The organism is Ensifer sp. Root278 (assembly GCF_001429285.1).
In the GTDB taxonomy this organism is placed as follows: domain Bacteria; phylum Pseudomonadota; class Alphaproteobacteria; order Rhizobiales; family Rhizobiaceae; genus Ensifer.
In genome coordinates this window covers 59,580-77,938 of sequence record NZ_LMJJ01000040.1, presented here as the reverse complement: position 1 = coordinate 77,938, position 18,359 = coordinate 59,580, and the positions used below count along the sequence as shown (strand labels likewise).

Here is an 18,359-nt window from a genome sequence, read left to right as displayed (position 1 = left end):
ACGGAAGCGGCCCCTTGGTTCTTCAATATCGTCAAGATCTTCCCAACGTCAGCATCGCCCGAATGCGGGAATGCTCAGGCGGCCTTGATCTTGGCGCGCTTGGCAAGATGCGCCACGACGTTCTCGATCATCCGCATGCCGGCGTCGCCGCCAAGCGTCATGATCGATTCCGGGTGAAACTGCACTGCAGCCACCGGTTCCTTGGTGTGCTCGATACCCATGATCGTGCCGTCTTCGCTTTCAGCTGTAATCATGAAGTCGTTAGGCAAGCTCGACGGATCGGCGAAGATCGAGTGGTAGCGCCCGACGGTCACTTCCTTGCCGAGACCGGAGAAGACGATGCCCGGTTCCAGCACGCGGATGCGCGACGGCTTGCCGTGCATCGGGATCGCGAGTTGGCGCAGGTCCCCGCCATAGGCTTCGGCAAGCGCCTGCAGACCGAGGCAGACGCCGAAAATCGGCAGTTCGCGGGCCCGCGCCTTCTTGATCGTTGCCCTGCAGTCGAAATCTTTCGGATTGCCGGGTCCTGGCGAAAGCACGACGAGATCCGGCTTGACGCGATCGAAGATCTCTTCCGCGACCGGCGTGCGTACCGTCGTGACGGTTGCCCCAGTCTGGCGGAAATAGTTCGCGAGCGTATGAACGAAGCTGTCTTCGTGGTCGACGAGCAGGATGTTGACGCCGGCGCCGACCGCCGCAACGTCGCGGCTTGCCTTGCCGGCGTTGGCGGATTTCGCATCGCGAATGGCAGCGATCATGGCGGAGGCCTTCAGTTCGGTTTCGGCTTCTTCTTCTTCCGGGTTTGAATCGTAGAGCAGCGTCGCCCCTGCCCTGACCTCGGCGATGCCGTCCTTGATGCGGATCGTGCGCAGCGTCAGGCCCGTGTTCATGTCGCCGTTGAAGCCGACCATGCCGATCGCGCCACCATACCATGCACGCGGGCTCTTCTCATGGCTTTCGATAAAGCGCATGGCCCAAAGCTTCGGCGCACCGGTGACCGTCACCGCCCAGGCGTGACTGAGGAAGCCGTCGAAGGCATCCATATCGTCGCGCAGCCGCCCTTCGATATGGTCGACCGTGTGGATCAGGCGCGAATACATCTCGATCTGGCGGCGGCCGATGACCTTGACCGAGCCGGGCACGCAGACGCGGCTCTTGTCGTTGCGGTCGACGTCCGAGCACATGGTGAGCTCGGATTCGTCCTTCTTGGAATTCAAGAGCTTCAGTATCTGCTCGCTGTCGGCGATCGGGTCGTCGCCGCGCTTGATCGTACCCGAGATCGGGCAGGTCTCGATGCGGCGGCCGGAAACGCGAACGAACATTTCCGGCGAAGCGCCGACCAGATATTCCTGGTTTCCGAGATTGATGAAGAAGGAATAGGGCGACGGATTGATCGCCTTCAGCCGATTGGAGATTTCCGAAGGCTTGCTCTCGCAGCGCTCGAAGAACTTCTGGCCGGGCACCACTTCGAACAGATCGCCACGGCGGAAGCTCTCCTTCGCCTTGACGACGAGCTCGGCGTATTCGCCGGGGCGATGGTCGCCATGCGGCGGGATGCTGTCGACTGTCTGGAATGGTTCGCTCGCGATCTCGTCCGCCTTGCCTTCGGTCGTCTTGCCATCCTTGGCGAAATCGTAGCGGTCGATCCAGGCCTTGGCGGCATAGTGGTCGACGACGAGGATCTCGTCCGGCAGGAACAGCACCATGTCGCGCTGGTCGTCGGGACGCTTGAGCTTCAGGTCGATCGCGTCGAACTGGAAGGCGAGATCGTAGCCGAAGGCGCCATAAAGGCCGAGGCTCGCGTCCTCGGCCGAATGGAAGAGATTGGTGACGGCGCGCAGCACGCTGAACACCGTCGGCATCTTCGAGCGCTCTTCCTCGGTGAAGACGCGGTCAGGCTGATTGATCGTCAGATCGAGGCGGCGGCTGGTCGAGGCGCCGAGGGTGATGTCCGCGACTGTCTTCAGGTGCTCGGCGATGATCGACAGCAGCACTTCGCCACGGTCGTTATAGGCTTCGATCCAGAGCGCGCGGCCGAACGAGGAAATGCCGAGCGGCGGATCGACGACGGCCGTGTCCCAACGGGTGTAGCGGCCGGGATATTCATAGTTGGAGGAAAACACCGCGCCGCGGCGTTCATCGAGCTTGTCCACATAGCTCGCGATCGCCTGCGTATAGGAGGCTTCGCGTCGCCTGCGCGTCACCACGATGCCGCCTTTGGCGGTGTAGCTCTCCGCTCCGCCCTCGAGAATTACCGTTGCCATTCGCCTCGCTCCGTAAAAGCCCGGTCCTTGAGCGGCCCAAACATGAAAAAAGCCGCCTCGAAATCTCCGGGCGGCTTCATCTCTCAATCACGCATGACTGGTCAAGGCCGCTTCAGCGAGCCCACCACCAGGTCGAAATGTTGCGTGCATTTTCCATGGGCGAAAGTGTTAGCGTGGGTTGATGCCTTGCGCAAGCGGGAAAGCCGCGCCGGATATCACGGATCGATCAAAAAAAGAGGCGGCTCTTGCGAGCCGCCCGACTGGAGTTGATCTGATCCTATCAGAACTTCGCCTTCGCCGTAACCAGGAAGGTGCGGCCGCGGCCCGTATCGATCGTGCTGCCTGCAATCGTGCTCGACGACGGCGTGTAGGTCTTGTCGAACAGGTTCGTCACCGTCGCCGTCACCTCGAAGCCGTTCTCGAACTTGTAGTTCGCGAAGAGGTCGACGAGGCCATAGCCCGGAACGTTCGGCGGCGTGCGGTTGATCTCGCCGACGAATGCGTTCGACACCGCATAGAGCCGCGTGCCGACCGTCAGGCGCTGGTCTTCGAGGAAGCGCGCACCGAGCGTTGCGCTGATGATGTTATCAGGCAGGTAGCTCTGGACACCGAACCCGTTCACCTGGGAAGGCAAATTGCTGTCGGTGTAGGTGTAGGCGAGATCACCGAAGACATAGCCGGCATCGTAGGCCGCCTGGAGTTCGAAGCCCTGCACCGTCGAGGTGCCGGGATTGTTGACGAAGAAGATCTGGCGACCACCACCCAGCAGCGCTGCGGTGATGTAGTTGTCGATGCGGTTGTGGAAGTAGTTCGCCTTCACACGCAGGCTGTCGCTGGGATCGAGCAGCCCGTCGAAGGTGAAGTTCGCGCCGATTTCCCAGCCCTTCGAGATTTCAGGCTCGAGGAACGGATTGGGGAAGAACGACTGGCCGGTCGTACCCGGGTGCGTGCCGCCGGCGAAGGTCTCGTTGACGGTCGGCGAACGCGAGGTCTCGGCGTAGGTCACGTAGGGCTGGAACCAGTCCGTCGGGTTGAGCGCGACCGTGACGCTCGGATTGAGACGGCCGTCGGACTTGTCGACCGTGTAGGGACCCGCCGGCAGGCCGATCGGGTTGCCTCGCACCACGGCGCCGGAACCATCGAGGCTGAAGTGATCCCACCGCAGGCCGGCCGTCAGATCGACGATACCATAGGTGAAGGTCGTGTTGCTGAAGACGCCGGTCGTGGCATTGGTGCCGCTGCCGTTGACGCCGCCAGACGGGCGCGCCGTGCTGTTGATGACGTCATAGTCGTCGCGGAAATATTCGACGCCGTAGTTCGCCCGGACGGCAACCTCACCGAGATCGAACAGCGAGGTGTTCGAGATATCGAAGCCCTTGCCCGTGTCGGTGATGCGGCGACCGGCCGCCGTGCCGCCACCGCGAACATCGGTGTCGTACTTCATCTTCAGCCGGTTCCAATAGGCATTGGCCCGGAAATCGATGAGTTCGTTGTCCGGCGTGTAGGAATAGCTGGCCGAAACGGTCTGGTTCTTCACGTTCTGGAAGTAGGAGTTCGCGAAGAAGTCGTTGTCATAGGTGATGCCGGTGAGCTTGAAGGTGTGGTCCTGATCCGGAGTCACCTCGAACTTCAACAGGCCGGAAAGCAGGTCTTCCTCGGTGTAAGGCACCGTTACGCCGTTGCCGTTGTCGTAGTTGCCGGGATCAGCCTTGCTGATGCCGCCGAGCACCGAGAAGACGTCGTTGAAACGATAGGCACCGATCAAAGATTCCGACCAGCCGGCCTCGTTGCTGCCGTAGGTGGCAGAAGCGATGCCGCCGTAGTTCTTGCCGTCCTGGATCAGGTCTTCGACGTCGTAGGTCTTGAAGTTGACCGAACCGGCCAAAGCACCGCCGCCGACACCGGTGACGGCACCGCGGGTGACGTCGATCTCGGAAAGGAATGCCGGATCGAAATAGGCAAGGCCCTGGGCTTCATGGCCGGTGAAGCGGAAGTTCTGGCGCACACCGTCGATCATCATGTTGACGCGGCCGGAACCCTCGAAGCCACGGATGTTGACGGCGACGCCCGGGTTCTGCGGGTTGTTGGCGGTTGACGTGCCGGGAACGCCGCGCAGCAGGTCGTCGGTCTCGAGACCGGATTGCAGGTCGATCTGGTCGGACGTGACGACACTGACCGGGCCGGCCTTCGCATAGGGGTCAGCGGTGCGTGAGCCCTTGGCAACGATCGGCGACAGGTAGGTTTCGCCCTTCTTGGTCTCCTCGGCCTTTTTCTCTTCCGGCTTTGCCTGGTTTGTCGAACTCTGGGCGAATGCGACGGTAGCGACTGAAATTGCAAGAGTTGTCGTGCAAGCCAACAGGGCCTGGCGACGATGCCGGGTGAGCATGGACCAATCCTTTGAGGTTCGAGGCCGGGCTTGCTGTTGAGCGGCAAACTCAAGGGGCTGGCTGGGCGCGTTCTGGGCGTTGCGACATGTCGTCGCCTCATTTATGCCGCATAAAAAACATGAGTATAATTGTCAACATACAAAGATACTCCCCACAATTTGTGGGGTCGTGCCAATTCGAGGCGTTGCCGAACTGCAACGCTTTTGCCGGAGAGTTGGAGCGGACGAGGAAAAGTGCATGCGGCCTTCCGCCCGCATCCCGCTCTAATTTATTGGAATCGGTCACGTTTATGATTTGGTCGATTCCAACCAAAACATCGCGATCTCATGAAACCAGATCCGGTTCTGCGCGTTCCCTCCGCTCAAAGCCCGCCGCGCGGGCAGTGAGAAAGGTACTGGATGCGTCGCTCTTTCCCCTTGATCCTGCTGTCACTCCTGATCCTGACGGGCGCCAGCCTGCCGAAACACGGCCCCATCCCGATAGAAAAGCCGCCGACGGATGCAGGAGCGGAAGAGGCTGTTCCCACACCCGACAAGAAGCCGGCGGCACCGGCGGACGACGGCAAGGGCGCGACGGAGAAAGGGCCGACGGCAGCCAACGGCGAACAGCCCGTTCCGCAGCCGAAGCAGGCGGATGGAGACGAGCAATCGACAAAGGACAAGAAGCTGCCGGCGGACGAAAAGGACCAGCGCGCCGACGAGAAGAAGGATGCCGAGCCCGCACCGGCGCCAATCGTCTATCCACCGGTCGAGACGGAGAATGCTGCCGAATATGCCAAGTGCCTCGCCGACCTGAAAGCGGTTGGCGCGACGTTTGTCGAAGCCAAGCGCATCGACGACGGCAAGGGCTGCGGCATCGACAAGCCACTGGAGGTCACCAGCATTCTGCCCGACGTTACGCTCGCGCCGAAGGGAGTGATGCGGTGCGAAACGGCGCTGGCGCTGGCACGCTGGACAAAGGAAGCGGCCCAGCCGGCTGCCGAGGTCGCCTTCGACAAGAACATCAAGATCAAGGCGCTGAACCAGGCGTCGACCTATATCTGCCGCCTGCGCAACAATGCAACGTCAGGCAAGATCTCCGAACATGCCCACGGCAACGCCGTCGACATCGCGTCCTTCCGCTTGAGCGACGGAACGACGATCGCCATCCAACCGCGCGACGAGGATGGCACGATGGACGGCGCCTTCCAGCGCGCGGTCACCGCCTCGGCCTGTCTGTATTTCAAGACTGTGCTCGATCCCGGCAGCGACGCCGCCCACGAAACCCACCTGCATCTCGACGTGATCGATCGGCGCAACGACTATCGCTATTGCCGCTAGGCGGGGATCACCTGGCCCGGTCGCCGCAACTCAGTCATTGCCATAGCCGAGGGCGACAAACTCGCCCTCGAAACGCCCGGCCACCTCTCCACCGTCAAGCAGGTCGGCAACGACCACGGCCCGCGCCCTGCCCCGCCGTTCGAGCAATCGCAGAAAGCTCGGCCATTGCCCGGCATTCGCTAGCGACGAGCGAGCCGAAAAGGCACCGGCCACCGGCTTTAGATAGTCCATGCGGTTGCTCTGGATCACCAGGCGCGCAGCCACGCCGCTTTTGCGCAACCGCACATGCAGGAGCGACCAAGCCGACAGGATCGATAGCGCCGAGGCGCTGCCGCCGAACACCGTCTCGCGGTGATTGATGTTGGGTGCCAGGGGCGCCGAGAGCAGGATATGGTCTTCCGCTACGTCCTCCACCTGAACCTGCATCGCCGCCGAAAGCGGGATATGGGCGTGAAGATAGGTCTGCAAATCCTGGGGCGTCATGGCGGTGTCCATTGTGTCTGCTACAGCGGCGTACGCCTTGCGTGTCGCGCAAAGGTCGCCTCCGATCAATGCACGAGACCCCATGTCCTGGCCAGAGCCGCAGGCCCAAGTTCAGTCGCCTCCCGCCAGCCTCGTAACCATAAAGATACCGGTCGGCGCGCCTTGCAGGACGGCACCCCGGCTCCCAAATACAGGCATGAGGAAAATCCACCCGTTTTGCGCCCAGTCTCAAGGAAATGTGTCATGGCATTGACGATCTACCAGCTCTCCATTCCCGCATTCATTCGCGGCCTTGGTGTGCTCACCAAACTGCTCGACAAGGCCGAGGCTTATGCGCGCGACAACGGCATCTCCCCCGATGATCTCGTCAATGCCCGGCTGGCGCCGGACATGCTGACGCTTGCCGGCCAGGTGCAGCGTGTGAGCGACACGAGCAAGGGTCTGGTCGGCCGCCTGACTTCGATCGAGGTTCCCCGTTTTCCGGACGAGGAAAAGACCCTGGACGAACTGCGTCAGCGCATCGCCAATACGGTTGCTTTTCTTGAAACTGTGCGCCCCGTCGACCTGGAAGATAGCGGCAGCCGTGAGGTCGTCCTCAACTTCCCGACCCTGAAAGTGACGCTCACGGGCGAAGAGTATCTGTTGAGATTCGTTCTGCCAAACTTCTATTTCCACCTGACGACGGCCTACGACATCCTGCGCCACAAGGGCGCCTCGATCGGCAAGGCCGACTTCCTCAGCCTCACTGCCTAACGTCCGTTCCGGAAGCCAAGACAAGGCAAATGCAAAACACGACAACGCCGCGCATCCCGCCGGATGCGCGGCGTTGTTTCGATCAGGCCGGTCGGTCGCTCTAGAACAGCCCCTCGATGTAACCCTGCTCGTTCAGGAAGATCTTCTCCGACGACGGCACTTTGGGAAGGCCGGGCATGGTCATGATCTCGCCGGTGATGACCACGATAAAACCGGCGCCGGCCGCAAGCCGCACCTCGCGGATCGGCACCGCATGGCCACTCGGCGCGCCGCGCAGGTTCGGGTCGGTCGAGAAGGAATATTGCGTCTTGGCCATGCAGATCGGCAGGTGGCCATAGCCCTGGTTCTCCCAGGTGTGCAGTTGATCGCGCACCGACTTGTCGGCGATCACTTCGCTCGCATGATAGATGTCCTTGGCGATAGTTTCGATCTTGTGGAAGAGCGGCATGTCATCCGGATAGAGCGGCGAGAACTGCGAATGGCCGCCCTCGGCCAGATCCGCCACCTTGCGCGCCAGTTCTTCGATTCCCGCCGACCCCTCGGCCCAATGCCGGCAGAGCACGGCGTCGGCACCGAGTGTCGTCACATAGTCCTTGATCGCCTGAATCTCGGCCTCGGTGTCGGAGGTGAAGTGGTTGATCGCGACGATCGCGGGAACGCCGAACTTCTTGACGTTCTGCACATGCCGGCCAAGGTTGGCGCAGCCCTTGCGCAGGGCCTCCAGGTTTTCCTTGCCGAGATCGTCCTTCTTGACGCCGCCATTCATCTTGATCGCCCTGACGGTGGCGACGATCACCGCGGCATCGGGCTTCAGCCCCGCCTTGCGGCACTTGATGTCGAAGAATTTTTCCGCACCGAGATCGGCGCCGAAGCCGGCTTCGGTGACCACATAGTCGGCGAGCTTCAGCGCCGTCGTCGTGGCGATCACCGAATTGCAGCCATGGGCGATGTTGGCGAAGGGACCACCATGCACGAAGGCCGGATTGTTTTCCAATGTCTGCACCAGGTTCGGCTGCATCGCGTCCTTGAGCAGCACCGCCATCGCGCCATCGGCCTTGATGTCACGCGCAAACACCGGGCTCTTGTCGCGTCGGTTGCCGACGATGATATTGCCGAGGCGCTTCTCGAGATCCTTCAGATCGGTTGCCAGGCAGAGGATGGCCATGACCTCGGATGCAACGGTGATGTCGAAACCGGTCTCGCGCGGATAACCATTCGCGACACCACCGAGCGGCCCGACAATGCTGCGCAGTGCCCGGTCGTTCATGTCCATAACGCGACGCCAGGCGATGCGGCGGATGTCGACATTCTGCTCGTTGCCCCAGTAGATGTGATTGTCGAGCAGCGCCGCGAGCAGATTGTGCGCTGAAGTAATGGCGTGGAAATCGCCGGTGAAATGGAGGTTCATGTCCTCCATGGGCACCACCTGTGCGTAACCGCCGCCGGCGGCTCCGCCCTTGATGCCAAAGCAGGGGCCGAGCGACGCCTCGCGGATGCAGACGATCGCCTTCTTGCCGATGCGGTTGAGCCCGTCGCCGAGGCCGACTGTCGTCGTCGTCTTGCCTTCGCCGGCCGGCGTCGGATTGATCGCCGTCACCAGGATCAGGTGGCCGTTCTTCTTTTCGCGCTGGCGGGCGATGAAATCGGCACCGATCTTCGCCTTGTCGTGGCCGTAGGGTAGCAGATCTTCCGCTGGGATGCCGAGTGCCGCCCCTATCTCCAGGATCGGCTTTTTCTTCGCCGCACGCGCAATCTCGATATCGGACTTAACCTCGGTCATGACATGTCCCCTCCCCAGGGTCGTTTTTCGTCCACGCCTTTCAAGGCGCAGTTCGCGATGCCGGAGCGGGATGAGGAAACGTGTCTGCGGTTTTCGGCCCGCATCCCGCTTTAACTCAAGTAAGGTTTGCGGCAGCGCCCGGAAGTTCAGGCGCCACCTTGCCGTTCCGCCCTATCGGGCGAGGATATCGCGCATTTCGACGATGTTCGAGCGTACCCTCAGCGTATAGAAGCCCATCGTCGCCAGATGCGTCGGCATGATCCAGCCGGCCTCCTCGCCGTTGGAGATGATCAGCGGCTGGATGCGCAATGCGGCGCGCAGTTGCTTGATCGTCTCCGTCCAGATCGGCGTCAGGCCGCGCTGGGCAACGACGTTGTCGAAGTCGGCGCCGGCGGCCGACAGAATGCCGTAATAACCGTAGAGCTGGCCATAGGCGAACCAGAAGCGGTCGTCGGCGCGCGTGTCGAACCAGCCGCCATTGTGGTTTTCCGACCGTTCGCGAATGATCGCCGAGGTGTTGCCGAGATCGTTGGCAACACGGTCGAGGAATTCGACGAGGTTGTCGGAGCGGCCGTCGAAGATCGCTTCGCATTTGCCGAGCGAGATGTTGAAGGCCCTGAGGTCCTTCATCGCCGCCCGGTAGAAGCTCGGCGTCGGCGTCTTCGGGCCAAAGGGGTTCAGGCCGAAATACCAGGTCTCCTCATCGAACTGGATATTGCCGCGCGCACTCTGCAGGTCGCTGTTGATGCCGGACGTGCCGCGCACGCGACCAAGCGAATCGACCAGCTCGACCGAGGTGCGGCGCACCGCCTGGTTGATGCCGCGCTGGAACGACGCCTTGTTGTCGAGCCAGGGCGTGTCGTCCCAGTCAAGCCCGAAGAAACCGAGCTTGTAGAGCAGCATCGACGATATCCACGCATTCTCGTTGACATTGTAATCGATAAGGTCGGCGGCGACATCGACGATTGCCGAGGTCTGGCACACGGTACCGGCAGGCAATTGCACCACCGCCAGCGCCTCCGGTGTCGATTCGGTCTGCGGTGCAGCCGCCGCCGCAAGGTTGGTTGCCGCCGCACCGGTCGTCGATTGGCCGGTCGTCGCGCCCGGGCCGCTCTTCGGCGAGCCCGCCGGCACCTTGTGCTCGGCCAGCTTGTAACGCTCGACATAGTCAGGATCGAAGTTCGTCCAGGCCTGCGTCTGCCAGATGAAATAGCCGTAGAGGAAGATGAGGCCGAGCAGAACGATGCCGATTGGTCCTTTGATGATCCAGCTCCGCTGCCGATACCAGTTACCGGCCGCGACGAACGGCCAGAGCAGCCAGGCAACGGCGAGACCTATGCCGCGGCCGATCGCGGTAAAGACCCGCTGGAAAAACGCAACGATCGGATCGAACATGTCCTATTCCTCTCTGAGGCCGTAAAGCTTGTGGCGGAAGGCCGCCTTGTCCTTGAGATATGAACCCGTCAGCGTCGCCACAACATAGGCCTTGAAGCTTTCGCCATAGCGCTCGTAGGCGTCGTAGAAACCCTGCTTGTCGAAGACGAAGCGCGAGACGAAATCGCGGGGCACGAGCTGGGAAATCAGTCGGTTGACCAGCCACTGGTCGGGATGGGTGGGTGCTGCGCGCACCAGCATGAAGCGGTTCGCCGGCGCCACGTCCTGCATCTTGATCGTGCCGGTCGCGGCAACCATGCGGATCATCTCCTGCAGGAACGGATAGGCCCCGTCCCTCGCGACGACAGCCGCATTGCGGTGCATCCAGGTCTGCAGCCAGATCCGGTCGGCATTGGCGAGATCGGCCGTCGGGTCAATTTCGTCGATCAGCCCGCGCACGATCATGTCGGCCCGGTGCTGATAGAGCCCCGACTCCTCCACCCAGGACGCCTGTGGCAATTGCAGCCGCTTGGTCGAGGCGAGGAAGTCGTAGATCCGGGCATGATCGTTGATGGCGATATAGCTGACCTGCCATGGCCGCGAGCGGCGGAAGCCGGGGACCGAGGGGTCGCAGATCACGGTCGTCGTCTTGTCGTCGAGAAAGACATAGACGCCCCCGAAATGATTGGCCCAGAAGGCTTCGTGGCGGAAGACGAGCTGGTCCGGCACCAGCGCATTCTGGCGGATATCGCCGGTGAGCTTGGCAAGCTCGACCATGCGGTTCAGCATCTCGTCGTCGGCCCAGGCCGTCGGCACTTTCTTCAGCCGGTCGACGAGGCCCCTGAGTTCGGCGGCCTTGCCGAGCATGTCCTCGGCCGACAGCACCCGGAAACGCACCTCGTTGATCGACAGCAGGTCGTCGATGTCGTCGACGACCGAAACCGAATCCTCGATCTCGCCGTAGAGCGCGTCCTTGATCGTGATCGCATTGATCGCGCGGCCGTTGGCGTTGAAGAATTCGTGCATCAGCGCCGCCGTATTGGAGAAGCTCGTATGCACGACCGGCAGCTCCGCCTGATCCGGTGTCATGATGATGAACCGGCGGTTGACCCGGTTCGGATCGAGATAATCACGGTCACCCAGTTCGTCAGCGATTTCGGGCGAAAACCCGGTCATGTCGATGCTGAACGCCGTCAACGCCGTCGGGCGCAGGCCGAAGCCTTCGAGTGCCTTGTTGTAACGCGCGATCAGGTGCGGCTCGGAGACATCGAGCAGCCGTCCATAGATGAGCTCGGCTTCGAGCAAGCGTTTCATCGGTCAGCTCTTCCCATCATAACCCCTGCCACCGGCCGTCGCGCTTCATCGCCTCGATCTCGTGGATCGCCTTTTCGCGCTGACGCTCGCGACGGATGATGTCGGTGACGGCAGCATCGTCGGATTTGTCGGTGTAGCGGAATTCGCTGTCGGCGTAGCGGTTGATCTCCTGCAGCACCATCTCGATGGTGATCGGGCCGCGTAGCGCCTCGATCATCGTTTTCTTCTCGTCATAGCCCTTGTGCATGAACGAGCCGGCATCCCTGAACCAGTCATCCGGCAGCTCGACGTCCATGGCGCGCAGCTTGATCGCATCGGTGATGTTCTTGATCGCGCGGCCGGTAAAACGCGGCTCGGCCTCCTTGATCATGTGCAGATAGGCGCCGACATCGGCGAGCGAGGCGAGCGTGCCGCGTTCCTTCTGGTAACGCTCCCAGACGGCGATGAGGCCATCCTCCTTCGGCCGCGCGTGCTCGGCATAGGATTGCGACACGGCCCGCTTGATCTCCTGCCCCTCGAACAATTGGTGTTCGCCGAGCGGGATCTTGTGGTTCTTGCCGACGAGCAGCGCGAAGATGTCGATATAATCGTCTTCCGTCTGCGGCCCGTCGACCAGCCAGCGGGCGCCGGCGCGCTGGCGCAGCGCATCGTCGACATTCTCAGGGTAGTTGGAGAACATGCCGAAGGTGCAATTGCCGCGCACCACCGTCGAAGCACCGGCGAAGCTCTCCATCAGCACCGCCGTCACCTCATGCTGGCCGGCGGAAGCGCGATCGTCGGAGCGCTTCGCCGCCACCTGGTCGACATCGTCGATCGTGCCGAAGCCGATCGCGCGCGGGTTGATGACGTTGTTGACGAACTCCTTGCAGTTCTGGCCCGATTTGCCCTGATAGGAGGAGATCTGGTCAACGCCGAAATTCTCGTAATGGAAGGCGTAGCCGGCAATCTCGCAATATTCGTTGAGCATGCCGGCGAGCATCTGGATCAGGATCGTCTTGCCGGTGCCCGGCATGCCGTCGCCGATGAAGGTGAAGAGGAAGCCGCCAAGCTCGACGAAGGGGTTCATCTGCCGGTCGAAGTCATAGGCCATCAGCATCTTGGCAAGCTTCAACGCCTGGTACTTGGCAATGTGGTTGCCGATGATCTCCTCGGGCTTCTTGAAGGTCATCACCAGCGGCTTGCGCTTCTGGCCCGGTGCGACATCGAAGCCGTTCAGCGTGAAATCGTCCTGGTCGAGCCGGATATGCACGGTCTCGAAGCTCTGCAGTCCAGTGAACCGCGCCTTGCGCGCGATCAACCCCTCGACTGCCACGCGCGAAAAGGCGCGCGCCCGGGCGGTCAGCGCCAGATCGTCAGGCGCCCCGGCAATGCCGTGGTCGAGCGCCGAGATGAGGCTCTTCAATGCGTCCTGCGGCGTGTCGAACAGAAAGTCGGGCTCGACCGCATCGTCCACCGGCTCGCCCTCACCTGAAAGCGTCGAGCCGAGATAGGCGGCAAGCGTAAACGCGGCGACATAGGCAGACGCCGAAAGCAGCGCCTTGAACTGGTTGGCCTCATCTCCTCCGAGCGGCGATGTGGCGTTTTTCGCCTGCAGTTGCTCGAGGTTTGTCTGCCGCGCAAAGACGTCGGCCACGGCGAGCGCCACCTGAATACCGCGGCGTGTGCGATAAAGCACGGCGTGCTGGGCCGGCGACAACATCGGATCGCCTTGGCGCACTGACTGAATGGTCTTGGTCAGCTCGACTTCGCGTGTGCGCCGCTGGCCACCGGTCGAAACCGTCGAGACGAAGCGGCGGCCGGTGCCGGCAAGCGTCGTCCCGGCGGATGCATCCTCGCGCTCCAGAATGATGAGCTTCGTCACCAGCCCCTGCGCCACCGCCTGATGCTTGGCGATGTCGTCCTCGTGCAGCGTCGTCAGCCCCGTATTGAGTGTCATCGTCAAACCTCGCTTACGACCTGGTTGCCGGAAATGACGTGGACCTTGTAGTCGCCGAACACCTGTTCGGCCTCGCCGGCGGCATAGAGCGCCTGATAGGCGTCGTGCGGCACCAGCGCGTGCTTCTCGTAGGAGGAGACACCCATGCGCGCCGCTTCCAGATTGGCGGTATCGATGTGGAACTCCTCCTGCGCCGGCGTCGATGACCAGAAGCCGCGTTTGGCGGGCCTTTCGGCCTTGGAGAAGACCTCCTGCACGGTCCAGGTCAGAAGCCAGGCATTCTCGGTCTTTCGCACCTTGGAGAGGATGTCGTTGATGCGCGCATTGTTCTCGGTGATCCCGGCAGAATAGAACGGGCCGAGCACGATGCGGCGCAGCTGCTTCGGATGGAGCTCGTCAAAATCCTTGTCGAGATTGGTCGCGATCGTCACCGGGGTCAGCGAATAGCTGCTGTTCTTGGAGGCGAAATCGTCGAAGCGGCTGGCGAGATCTGGATTGAGCAAACCACCAACCGGCAACGGGATCTCGACCTGCGGATTGAGCTTGCCGTCCTCGGTCACCAGCATCTCGACGATCTTCTCGGAGGAATCCTCGATCGTCGCCATGTAGACCATCGGCAGGGTATTGGCGCCGTCGAAGGCGCCCCAGCTCACGATGTAATAGGGACGCATCGTCTTGGAATTGACGGCGACGCGGATGGTCTCCGGCAAGATAAAGGGCGAGAAGATCTCACCCTTGCCGATCTGCTCCAGATAGAGCCGCTCGGCGATGCGCGTCTGCAACGCCTCGGGAAAGGCCTTCTGACGGAGGATGAAATCGACCATCTCGTCCCTCAGCGCATCGGCCGTGGGAATGTCGGCGAGGCGCTTTGCCGCCGTCTGGCGATCGTTCTCCAGTTCCAGCACGTTCTGGAACACCGGAAAACCGCTTTCGGCGCGCGAGATCCGGAACTGATCGACGAAGCCGATGCGGTTCTCCCAGCAGTCGATCGACGCCTTCAACCGGCCGAGATAGGGGACGATCACTTCGCCGACGACGGTGTTGCGATAGAGCGGCGAGTTGCGGTCGCCGAGAAAGAGCTCGAGCCCGGCGAGTGCGGCGTGGATCGACGCGAAATATTGTGCGACAGCGGATGAAGCCGCGACTTTCATGCAAATCCCCGTGGCGCGTGCCAGACGGCAAACTCGGTTCCGATCATTCGCCTGCCGATCACTGCTTCACGTAGTTGGCAGTGTTGTGCTTGTCCATGACAGCCTGGAAGCGACGGGCAAAGGCGTCGTCCGCCAGCTTCTTGCGGCGCTGGATATCCTGCGTCGAAAGCATGTTCTTTTCATGCATTTCGAGGAGATCGCCGATATGGCGCTGCGCAGCGGCACCGATGCCGGCCATCGTCTCTTCGGCGGCGGTGTCGACCTGGCTGCCGAGCGTGTTGATCTTGTGGGCGACATCCTGCTGGGCAGCCGTCTTCAAGGAGTCTTCCAGCGCCTTGTAGAGCACGATGCGCTGTTCGGTATCGATCGTCAGCTTGTTGATCAGCGTGTTCTGCGCGGCGATCTGGTTGTTGAGCGAATCGACGAAGGTCTGGAACATCGCGGTGTAGCGTTCGAGCGTCTGGCTCTCGGCGAGCAGCTCCTGTTCCTTGGCCTGCTTCTCGTTGTATTCGGTGGCAAGCGCCGAGCGTTCGCCTTCGAGCTCGGTGCGGACCTTCTGCTCCGTGGAGGCGGCAATGCGGTTTTCGATGTCGAGCAGCAGGGGGTTCAGTTCCTCGATGCGCTTCTGCACCTCTTCGAGGTTCGCCATCGTACCCTTGCGGCGCTCGATCACCTGGATCAAGCTCTGCTCCGAGGTCTTGTAGCGCTGGTCGAGGATCGACTTCTGCTCCTTGAGAATGCCGACGATCATGTCGGATTTCGACAGCAGCTCCTGCAGGTTGCCGGCAAGCGACATGTTACGCACGCGGTCGGTGCGCATGCGCTGCATCTTCTGCTTGGAGAAGATGCCGATGAACTTCTCATAGCCGGTATAGTTCTTCATGCTCTCGAATTCGGAGCCGAAGACATTGGTCGCATCTTCAAGGCCGATGATCAGGTCGGCAATGTTGGCTTCCATCACCTTCTGCTGGTTGATCACATCCTGGATGCGGGCGTTCTCGATGTCGAAGTTGACGTCGCCGAGCTTGGTCTCGGCCTTGGCGAATTGCTCCAGCACGACACCGGATTGCTCGAGCTTGCCGCGCATCTGTTCGACGACGCCTTTCGTCTTCTCGATCTCCGCGTCAAAATTCTGAAGAGTCGCCATGTCCTGCCCCTCGATCCATCGTGGCGCGATCCGCCAGCCCAGCCGAATTATTCAGCCTTCGATTGCAGTTATATAAAGGGTGTTTATGGAAAGAGAACAAGCCTTCCGCAGCGGCTTTTTTCGATCAAGCGTTGCAGCGAAGTGCTTGAGATATCGAAGGCATTGCCTATTTGGCGGCCGGCGGCGCCTTGAGATAGGCGATCACGTCGGCAATGTCCTGAGGTTTCTTGAGACCGGGAAAAGTCATCTTGGTGCCGCCGACCATCGCCTTGGGGCTCAAGAGATATTCGCTCAGCGTCGCCTCGTCCCAAACGTGCCCCTCGGCGCCGAAGGTCTTCATCGCCTCGGAATAGTTGTAGTCGGCAACCGACGCCACCGGCCGGCCGACCACGCCCATCAGGCTCGGGCCGACGCGATTGACCGGCTCGCTGGCGGTGTGACAGGCCGCGCACTTGCGGAACACCGCGGCACCCGCCGTCGCGTCGCCGCCGGCGTGGGCAGCCGGAGCTGCGACACCAAGACAGAGGAAAAGACTGGAAAGCAGGCGCCGCATCGAAAACCTCTTGCTGACAGGACCCGACGAGAATGGCAAGGCGGCCGCAAGCGGCCAGTCGGTCGCACTCACTCGCAACGCATCAGGTCGTCCCAATGGCGCCGGCAATAGGAGACGTATTTCTCGTTGCCGCCGACATCGACCTGGGCACCCTCGCGCACCACCTTGCCCGTACCATCGAGACGCACGACCATCGTCGCCTTGCGGCCGCAATGGCAGATGGTGCGCACCTCGCGCAACTCGTCGGCGAGCGCCAGCAGCGCCATCGAGCCCGGAAACAACTTGCCCTGAAAATCCGTACGTAGGCCATAGGCCATGACCGGAATGCCGATCCGGTCGGCGACGCGCGCGAGTTGCCAGACCTGCGCCTCGTTGAGGAACTGCGCCTCGTCGACGAAGACGCAGGCGATCTCGCCGGCACCATCGGAATGAAGCGTTTCGATCAGCGTATAGATGTCGTCATCGCCATGGAACGGAATGGCGTCGGAGGCAAGACCGATGCGCGAGGAGATGCGGCCTATCCCTGCCCGGTCGTCATGCGCAGCGATCAGCATCACCACACGCATGCCGCGCTCCTGGTAGTTGTAGGAGGCCTGCAACAGCATCGTGCTCTTGCCCGCGTTCATCGTCGCATAGCTGAAATAGAGTTTGGCCATCTTCACCGCGTCCGGTTTCCGTCTCCCGGGTAATGACGAGCCTTGTCCCGGAAGGCCAGAGCGTGTTTGCGGCACCCACAGTTTTTCGCCGGACTAGACCATTTCGTGGACAATGCGACATTCAGCGTCGCATCGTGCACCCCCTCAGCATATTGACGCAATACACTTCCTTCGACATCAAAGCGCTTGAATTCGCTATCCAATGGTGTTTGGCTAAAACAATAATAGAGGCAGGGGAACGACAACGATGAAAAAACGACTCTCTCTCAAACTGATGCTGGCGGGCGCCGTTTCGGTCGTCGCCCTCGCCGCTGGACAGGCTGCAGCTGCCGAGCCGGAAAGCTGTGGTACCGTCCGTTTCTCCGACGTCGGTTGGACGGACATCACTGCAACCACCGCGACCGTTTCCACCGTCCTCAAGGGCCTCGGCTACCAGACCGACATCAAGGTTCTCTCGGTTCCGGTCACCTACACCTCGCTCAAGAACAAGGACATCGACGTCTTCCTCGGCAACTGGATGCCGACCCAGGAAAACGACGTTCGCCCCTATCTCGACGACAAGTCGGTCGAATCCTTCGGGCCGAACCTGGTCGGCGCCAAGTACACGCTGGCGACCAACGCCAAGGGCGCTGAGCTCGGCATCAAGGATTTCAAGGATATCGCCACCAAGAAGGACGCGCTTGAAGGCAAGATCTACGGCATCGAGCCCGGCAATGACGGCAACCGCCTGATCATCGACATGGTCGACAAGGACACCTTCGGCCTCAAGGGCTTCGAGGTGGTCGAATCCTCCGAACAGGGCATGCTGGCGCAGGTGTCCCGCGCCGAAAAGGATGGCTCGCCGATCGTCTTCCTCGGATGGGAACCGCATCCGATGAACGCCAACTTCAAGCTGACCTATCTTTCGGGCGGCGACGACATCTTCGGCGCCAACTTTGGCGGCGCGGAAGTCTTCACCAACGTGCGCGCCGGCTACACCACCGAGTGCCCGAACGTCGGCAAGCTGCTCACCAACCTCAAGTTCTCGCTCCAGATGGAAAACGAGATCATGGGCAAGATCCTGAACGACGGGCAGGAGCCGGACAAGGCTGCCGAGGAATGGCTGAAGGCCAATCCGACGGTCGTCGATCCGTGGCTTGCCGGTGTGACCGCCAAGGACGGCGGCGATGGCCTGGCCGCGGTCAAGGCCGCTCTTGGCCTCTGATCGGCATCGAGGCGGGGAAAAACCCCGCCTTTTTTCAC

The 18,359-nt window shown here is 61.5% G+C and carries 15 protein-coding genes; 3 read left to right on the top strand and 12 right to left on the bottom strand.

Annotated features, from left to right (window positions below):
* Positions 1–74 precede the first annotated feature (74 nt).
* The 3 genes from ASE60_RS22170 to ASE60_RS22165 form a co-directional block, all read right to left on the bottom strand.
* On the bottom strand, positions 75–2,264 hold the full coding sequence (locus ASE60_RS22170) for an anthranilate synthase (protein WP_057253052.1): 2,190 nt from the start codon (positions 2,262–2,264) through the stop codon (positions 75–77).
* A 112-nt stretch (positions 2,265–2,376) separates the two neighbouring features.
* Positions 2,377–2,421, bottom strand: coding sequence for a trpE operon leader peptide TrpLE (gene trpLE, locus ASE60_RS35270; RefSeq protein ID WP_192494823.1), 45 nt, complete (start codon positions 2,419–2,421; stop codon positions 2,377–2,379).
* Positions 2,422–2,544: 123 nt separating this feature from the next.
* On the bottom strand, positions 2,545–4,650 hold the full coding sequence (locus ASE60_RS22165) for a TonB-dependent receptor (RefSeq protein ID WP_057253050.1): 2,106 nt from the start codon (positions 4,648–4,650) through the stop codon (positions 2,545–2,547).
* Positions 4,651–5,049: 399 nt separating this feature from the next.
* On the opposite strand from ASE60_RS22165, the gene ASE60_RS22160 reads away from it, so the two are divergent.
* The gene (locus ASE60_RS22160; RefSeq protein ID WP_057253048.1) at positions 5,050–5,970 is read left to right on the top strand and encodes an extensin family protein; all 921 of its coding nucleotides are present in this window, start codon (positions 5,050–5,052) and stop codon (positions 5,968–5,970) included.
* A gap of 30 nt (positions 5,971–6,000) precedes the next feature.
* Here ASE60_RS22160 and ASE60_RS22155 read toward each other — a convergent pair whose 3' ends face one another.
* Positions 6,001–6,453, bottom strand: coding sequence for a thioesterase domain-containing protein (locus tag ASE60_RS22155; RefSeq protein ID WP_057254323.1), 453 nt, complete (start codon positions 6,451–6,453; stop codon positions 6,001–6,003).
* Between the two features lie 243 nt (positions 6,454–6,696).
* On the opposite strand from ASE60_RS22155, the gene ASE60_RS22150 reads away from it, so the two are divergent.
* Positions 6,697–7,206, top strand: coding sequence for a DUF1993 domain-containing protein (locus tag ASE60_RS22150; protein ID WP_057253046.1), 510 nt, complete (start codon positions 6,697–6,699; stop codon positions 7,204–7,206).
* 100 nt (positions 7,207–7,306) lie between these two features.
* Here the strand turns inward: ASE60_RS22150 and ASE60_RS22145 are convergent, their stop codons facing one another.
* The 8 genes from ASE60_RS22145 to ASE60_RS22110 form a co-directional block, all read right to left on the bottom strand.
* Positions 7,307–8,986, bottom strand: a complete 1,680-nt coding sequence (locus ASE60_RS22145) for a formate--tetrahydrofolate ligase (RefSeq protein ID WP_057253044.1) — start codon at positions 8,984–8,986, stop codon at positions 7,307–7,309.
* Positions 8,987–9,157: 171 nt separating this feature from the next.
* The gene (locus tag ASE60_RS22140; RefSeq protein WP_057253042.1) at positions 9,158–10,381 is read right to left on the bottom strand and encodes a DUF2333 family protein; all 1,224 of its coding nucleotides are present in this window, start codon (positions 10,379–10,381) and stop codon (positions 9,158–9,160) included.
* Positions 10,382–10,384: 3 nt separating this feature from the next.
* On the bottom strand, positions 10,385–11,674 hold the full coding sequence (locus ASE60_RS22135) for a DUF6638 family protein (protein ID WP_057253039.1): 1,290 nt from the start codon (positions 11,672–11,674) through the stop codon (positions 10,385–10,387).
* Positions 11,675–11,690: 16 nt separating this feature from the next.
* Positions 11,691–13,610: an AAA family ATPase gene (locus ASE60_RS22130; RefSeq protein WP_057253037.1), complete on the bottom strand. Its 1,920-nt coding sequence runs from the start codon at positions 13,608–13,610 to the stop codon at positions 11,691–11,693.
* A gap of 2 nt (positions 13,611–13,612) precedes the next feature.
* A complete protein-coding gene (locus ASE60_RS22125; RefSeq protein ID WP_057253035.1) occupies positions 13,613–14,761 on the bottom strand; it encodes a hypothetical protein in 1,149 nt (382 codons plus the stop codon).
* A gap of 58 nt (positions 14,762–14,819) precedes the next feature.
* Positions 14,820–15,908, bottom strand: coding sequence for a hypothetical protein (locus ASE60_RS22120; protein WP_057253033.1), 1,089 nt, complete (start codon positions 15,906–15,908; stop codon positions 14,820–14,822).
* Positions 15,909–16,074: 166 nt separating this feature from the next.
* Entirely contained in the window at positions 16,075–16,461 is a 387-nt protein-coding gene (locus ASE60_RS22115; protein WP_057254321.1) for a cytochrome c family protein, read from the bottom strand.
* Between the two features lie 68 nt (positions 16,462–16,529).
* The gene (locus ASE60_RS22110) at positions 16,530–17,117 is read right to left on the bottom strand and encodes a thymidine kinase (RefSeq protein WP_057254319.1); all 588 of its coding nucleotides are present in this window, start codon (positions 17,115–17,117) and stop codon (positions 16,530–16,532) included.
* A 247-nt stretch (positions 17,118–17,364) separates the two neighbouring features.
* Between ASE60_RS22110 and ASE60_RS22105 the strand changes: the two genes are divergently transcribed.
* Positions 17,365–18,321: a choline ABC transporter substrate-binding protein gene (locus ASE60_RS22105; protein WP_057253031.1), complete on the top strand. Its 957-nt coding sequence runs from the start codon at positions 17,365–17,367 to the stop codon at positions 18,319–18,321.
* Positions 18,322–18,359: the final 38 nt, after the last annotated feature.

Coding starts and splice junctions, on each gene's coding strand:
- ASE60_RS22125 (WP_057253035.1), bottom strand. CDS start 14,761: ATGAAAGTCGCGGCTTCATCCGCTGTCGCACAATATTTCGCGTCGATC.
- ASE60_RS22105 (WP_057253031.1), top strand. CDS start 17,365: ATGAAAAAACGACTCTCTCTCAAACTGATGCTGGCGGGCGCCGTTTCG.
- ASE60_RS22165 (WP_057253050.1), bottom strand. CDS start 4,650: ATGCTCACCCGGCATCGTCGCCAGGCCCTGTTGGCTTGCACGACAACT.
- ASE60_RS22130 (WP_057253037.1), bottom strand. CDS start 13,610: ATGACACTCAATACGGGGCTGACGACGCTGCACGAGGACGACATCGCC.
- ASE60_RS22120 (WP_057253033.1), bottom strand. CDS start 15,908: ATGGCGACTCTTCAGAATTTTGACGCGGAGATCGAGAAGACGAAAGGC.
- ASE60_RS22140 (WP_057253042.1), bottom strand. CDS start 10,381: ATGTTCGATCCGATCGTTGCGTTTTTCCAGCGGGTCTTTACCGCGATC.
- ASE60_RS22145 (WP_057253044.1), bottom strand. CDS start 8,986: ATGACCGAGGTTAAGTCCGATATCGAGATTGCGCGTGCGGCGAAGAAA.
- ASE60_RS22170 (WP_057253052.1), bottom strand. CDS start 2,264: ATGGCAACGGTAATTCTCGAGGGCGGAGCGGAGAGCTACACCGCCAAA.
- ASE60_RS22135 (WP_057253039.1), bottom strand. CDS start 11,674: ATGAAACGCTTGCTCGAAGCCGAGCTCATCTATGGACGGCTGCTCGAT.
- ASE60_RS22160 (WP_057253048.1), top strand. CDS start 5,050: ATGCGTCGCTCTTTCCCCTTGATCCTGCTGTCACTCCTGATCCTGACG.
- ASE60_RS22115 (WP_057254321.1), bottom strand. CDS start 16,461: ATGCGGCGCCTGCTTTCCAGTCTTTTCCTCTGTCTTGGTGTCGCAGCT.
- ASE60_RS22150 (WP_057253046.1), top strand. CDS start 6,697: ATGGCATTGACGATCTACCAGCTCTCCATTCCCGCATTCATTCGCGGC.
- ASE60_RS22110 (WP_057254319.1), bottom strand. CDS start 17,117: ATGGCCAAACTCTATTTCAGCTATGCGACGATGAACGCGGGCAAGAGC.
- ASE60_RS22155 (WP_057254323.1), bottom strand. CDS start 6,453: ATGACGCCCCAGGATTTGCAGACCTATCTTCACGCCCATATCCCGCTT.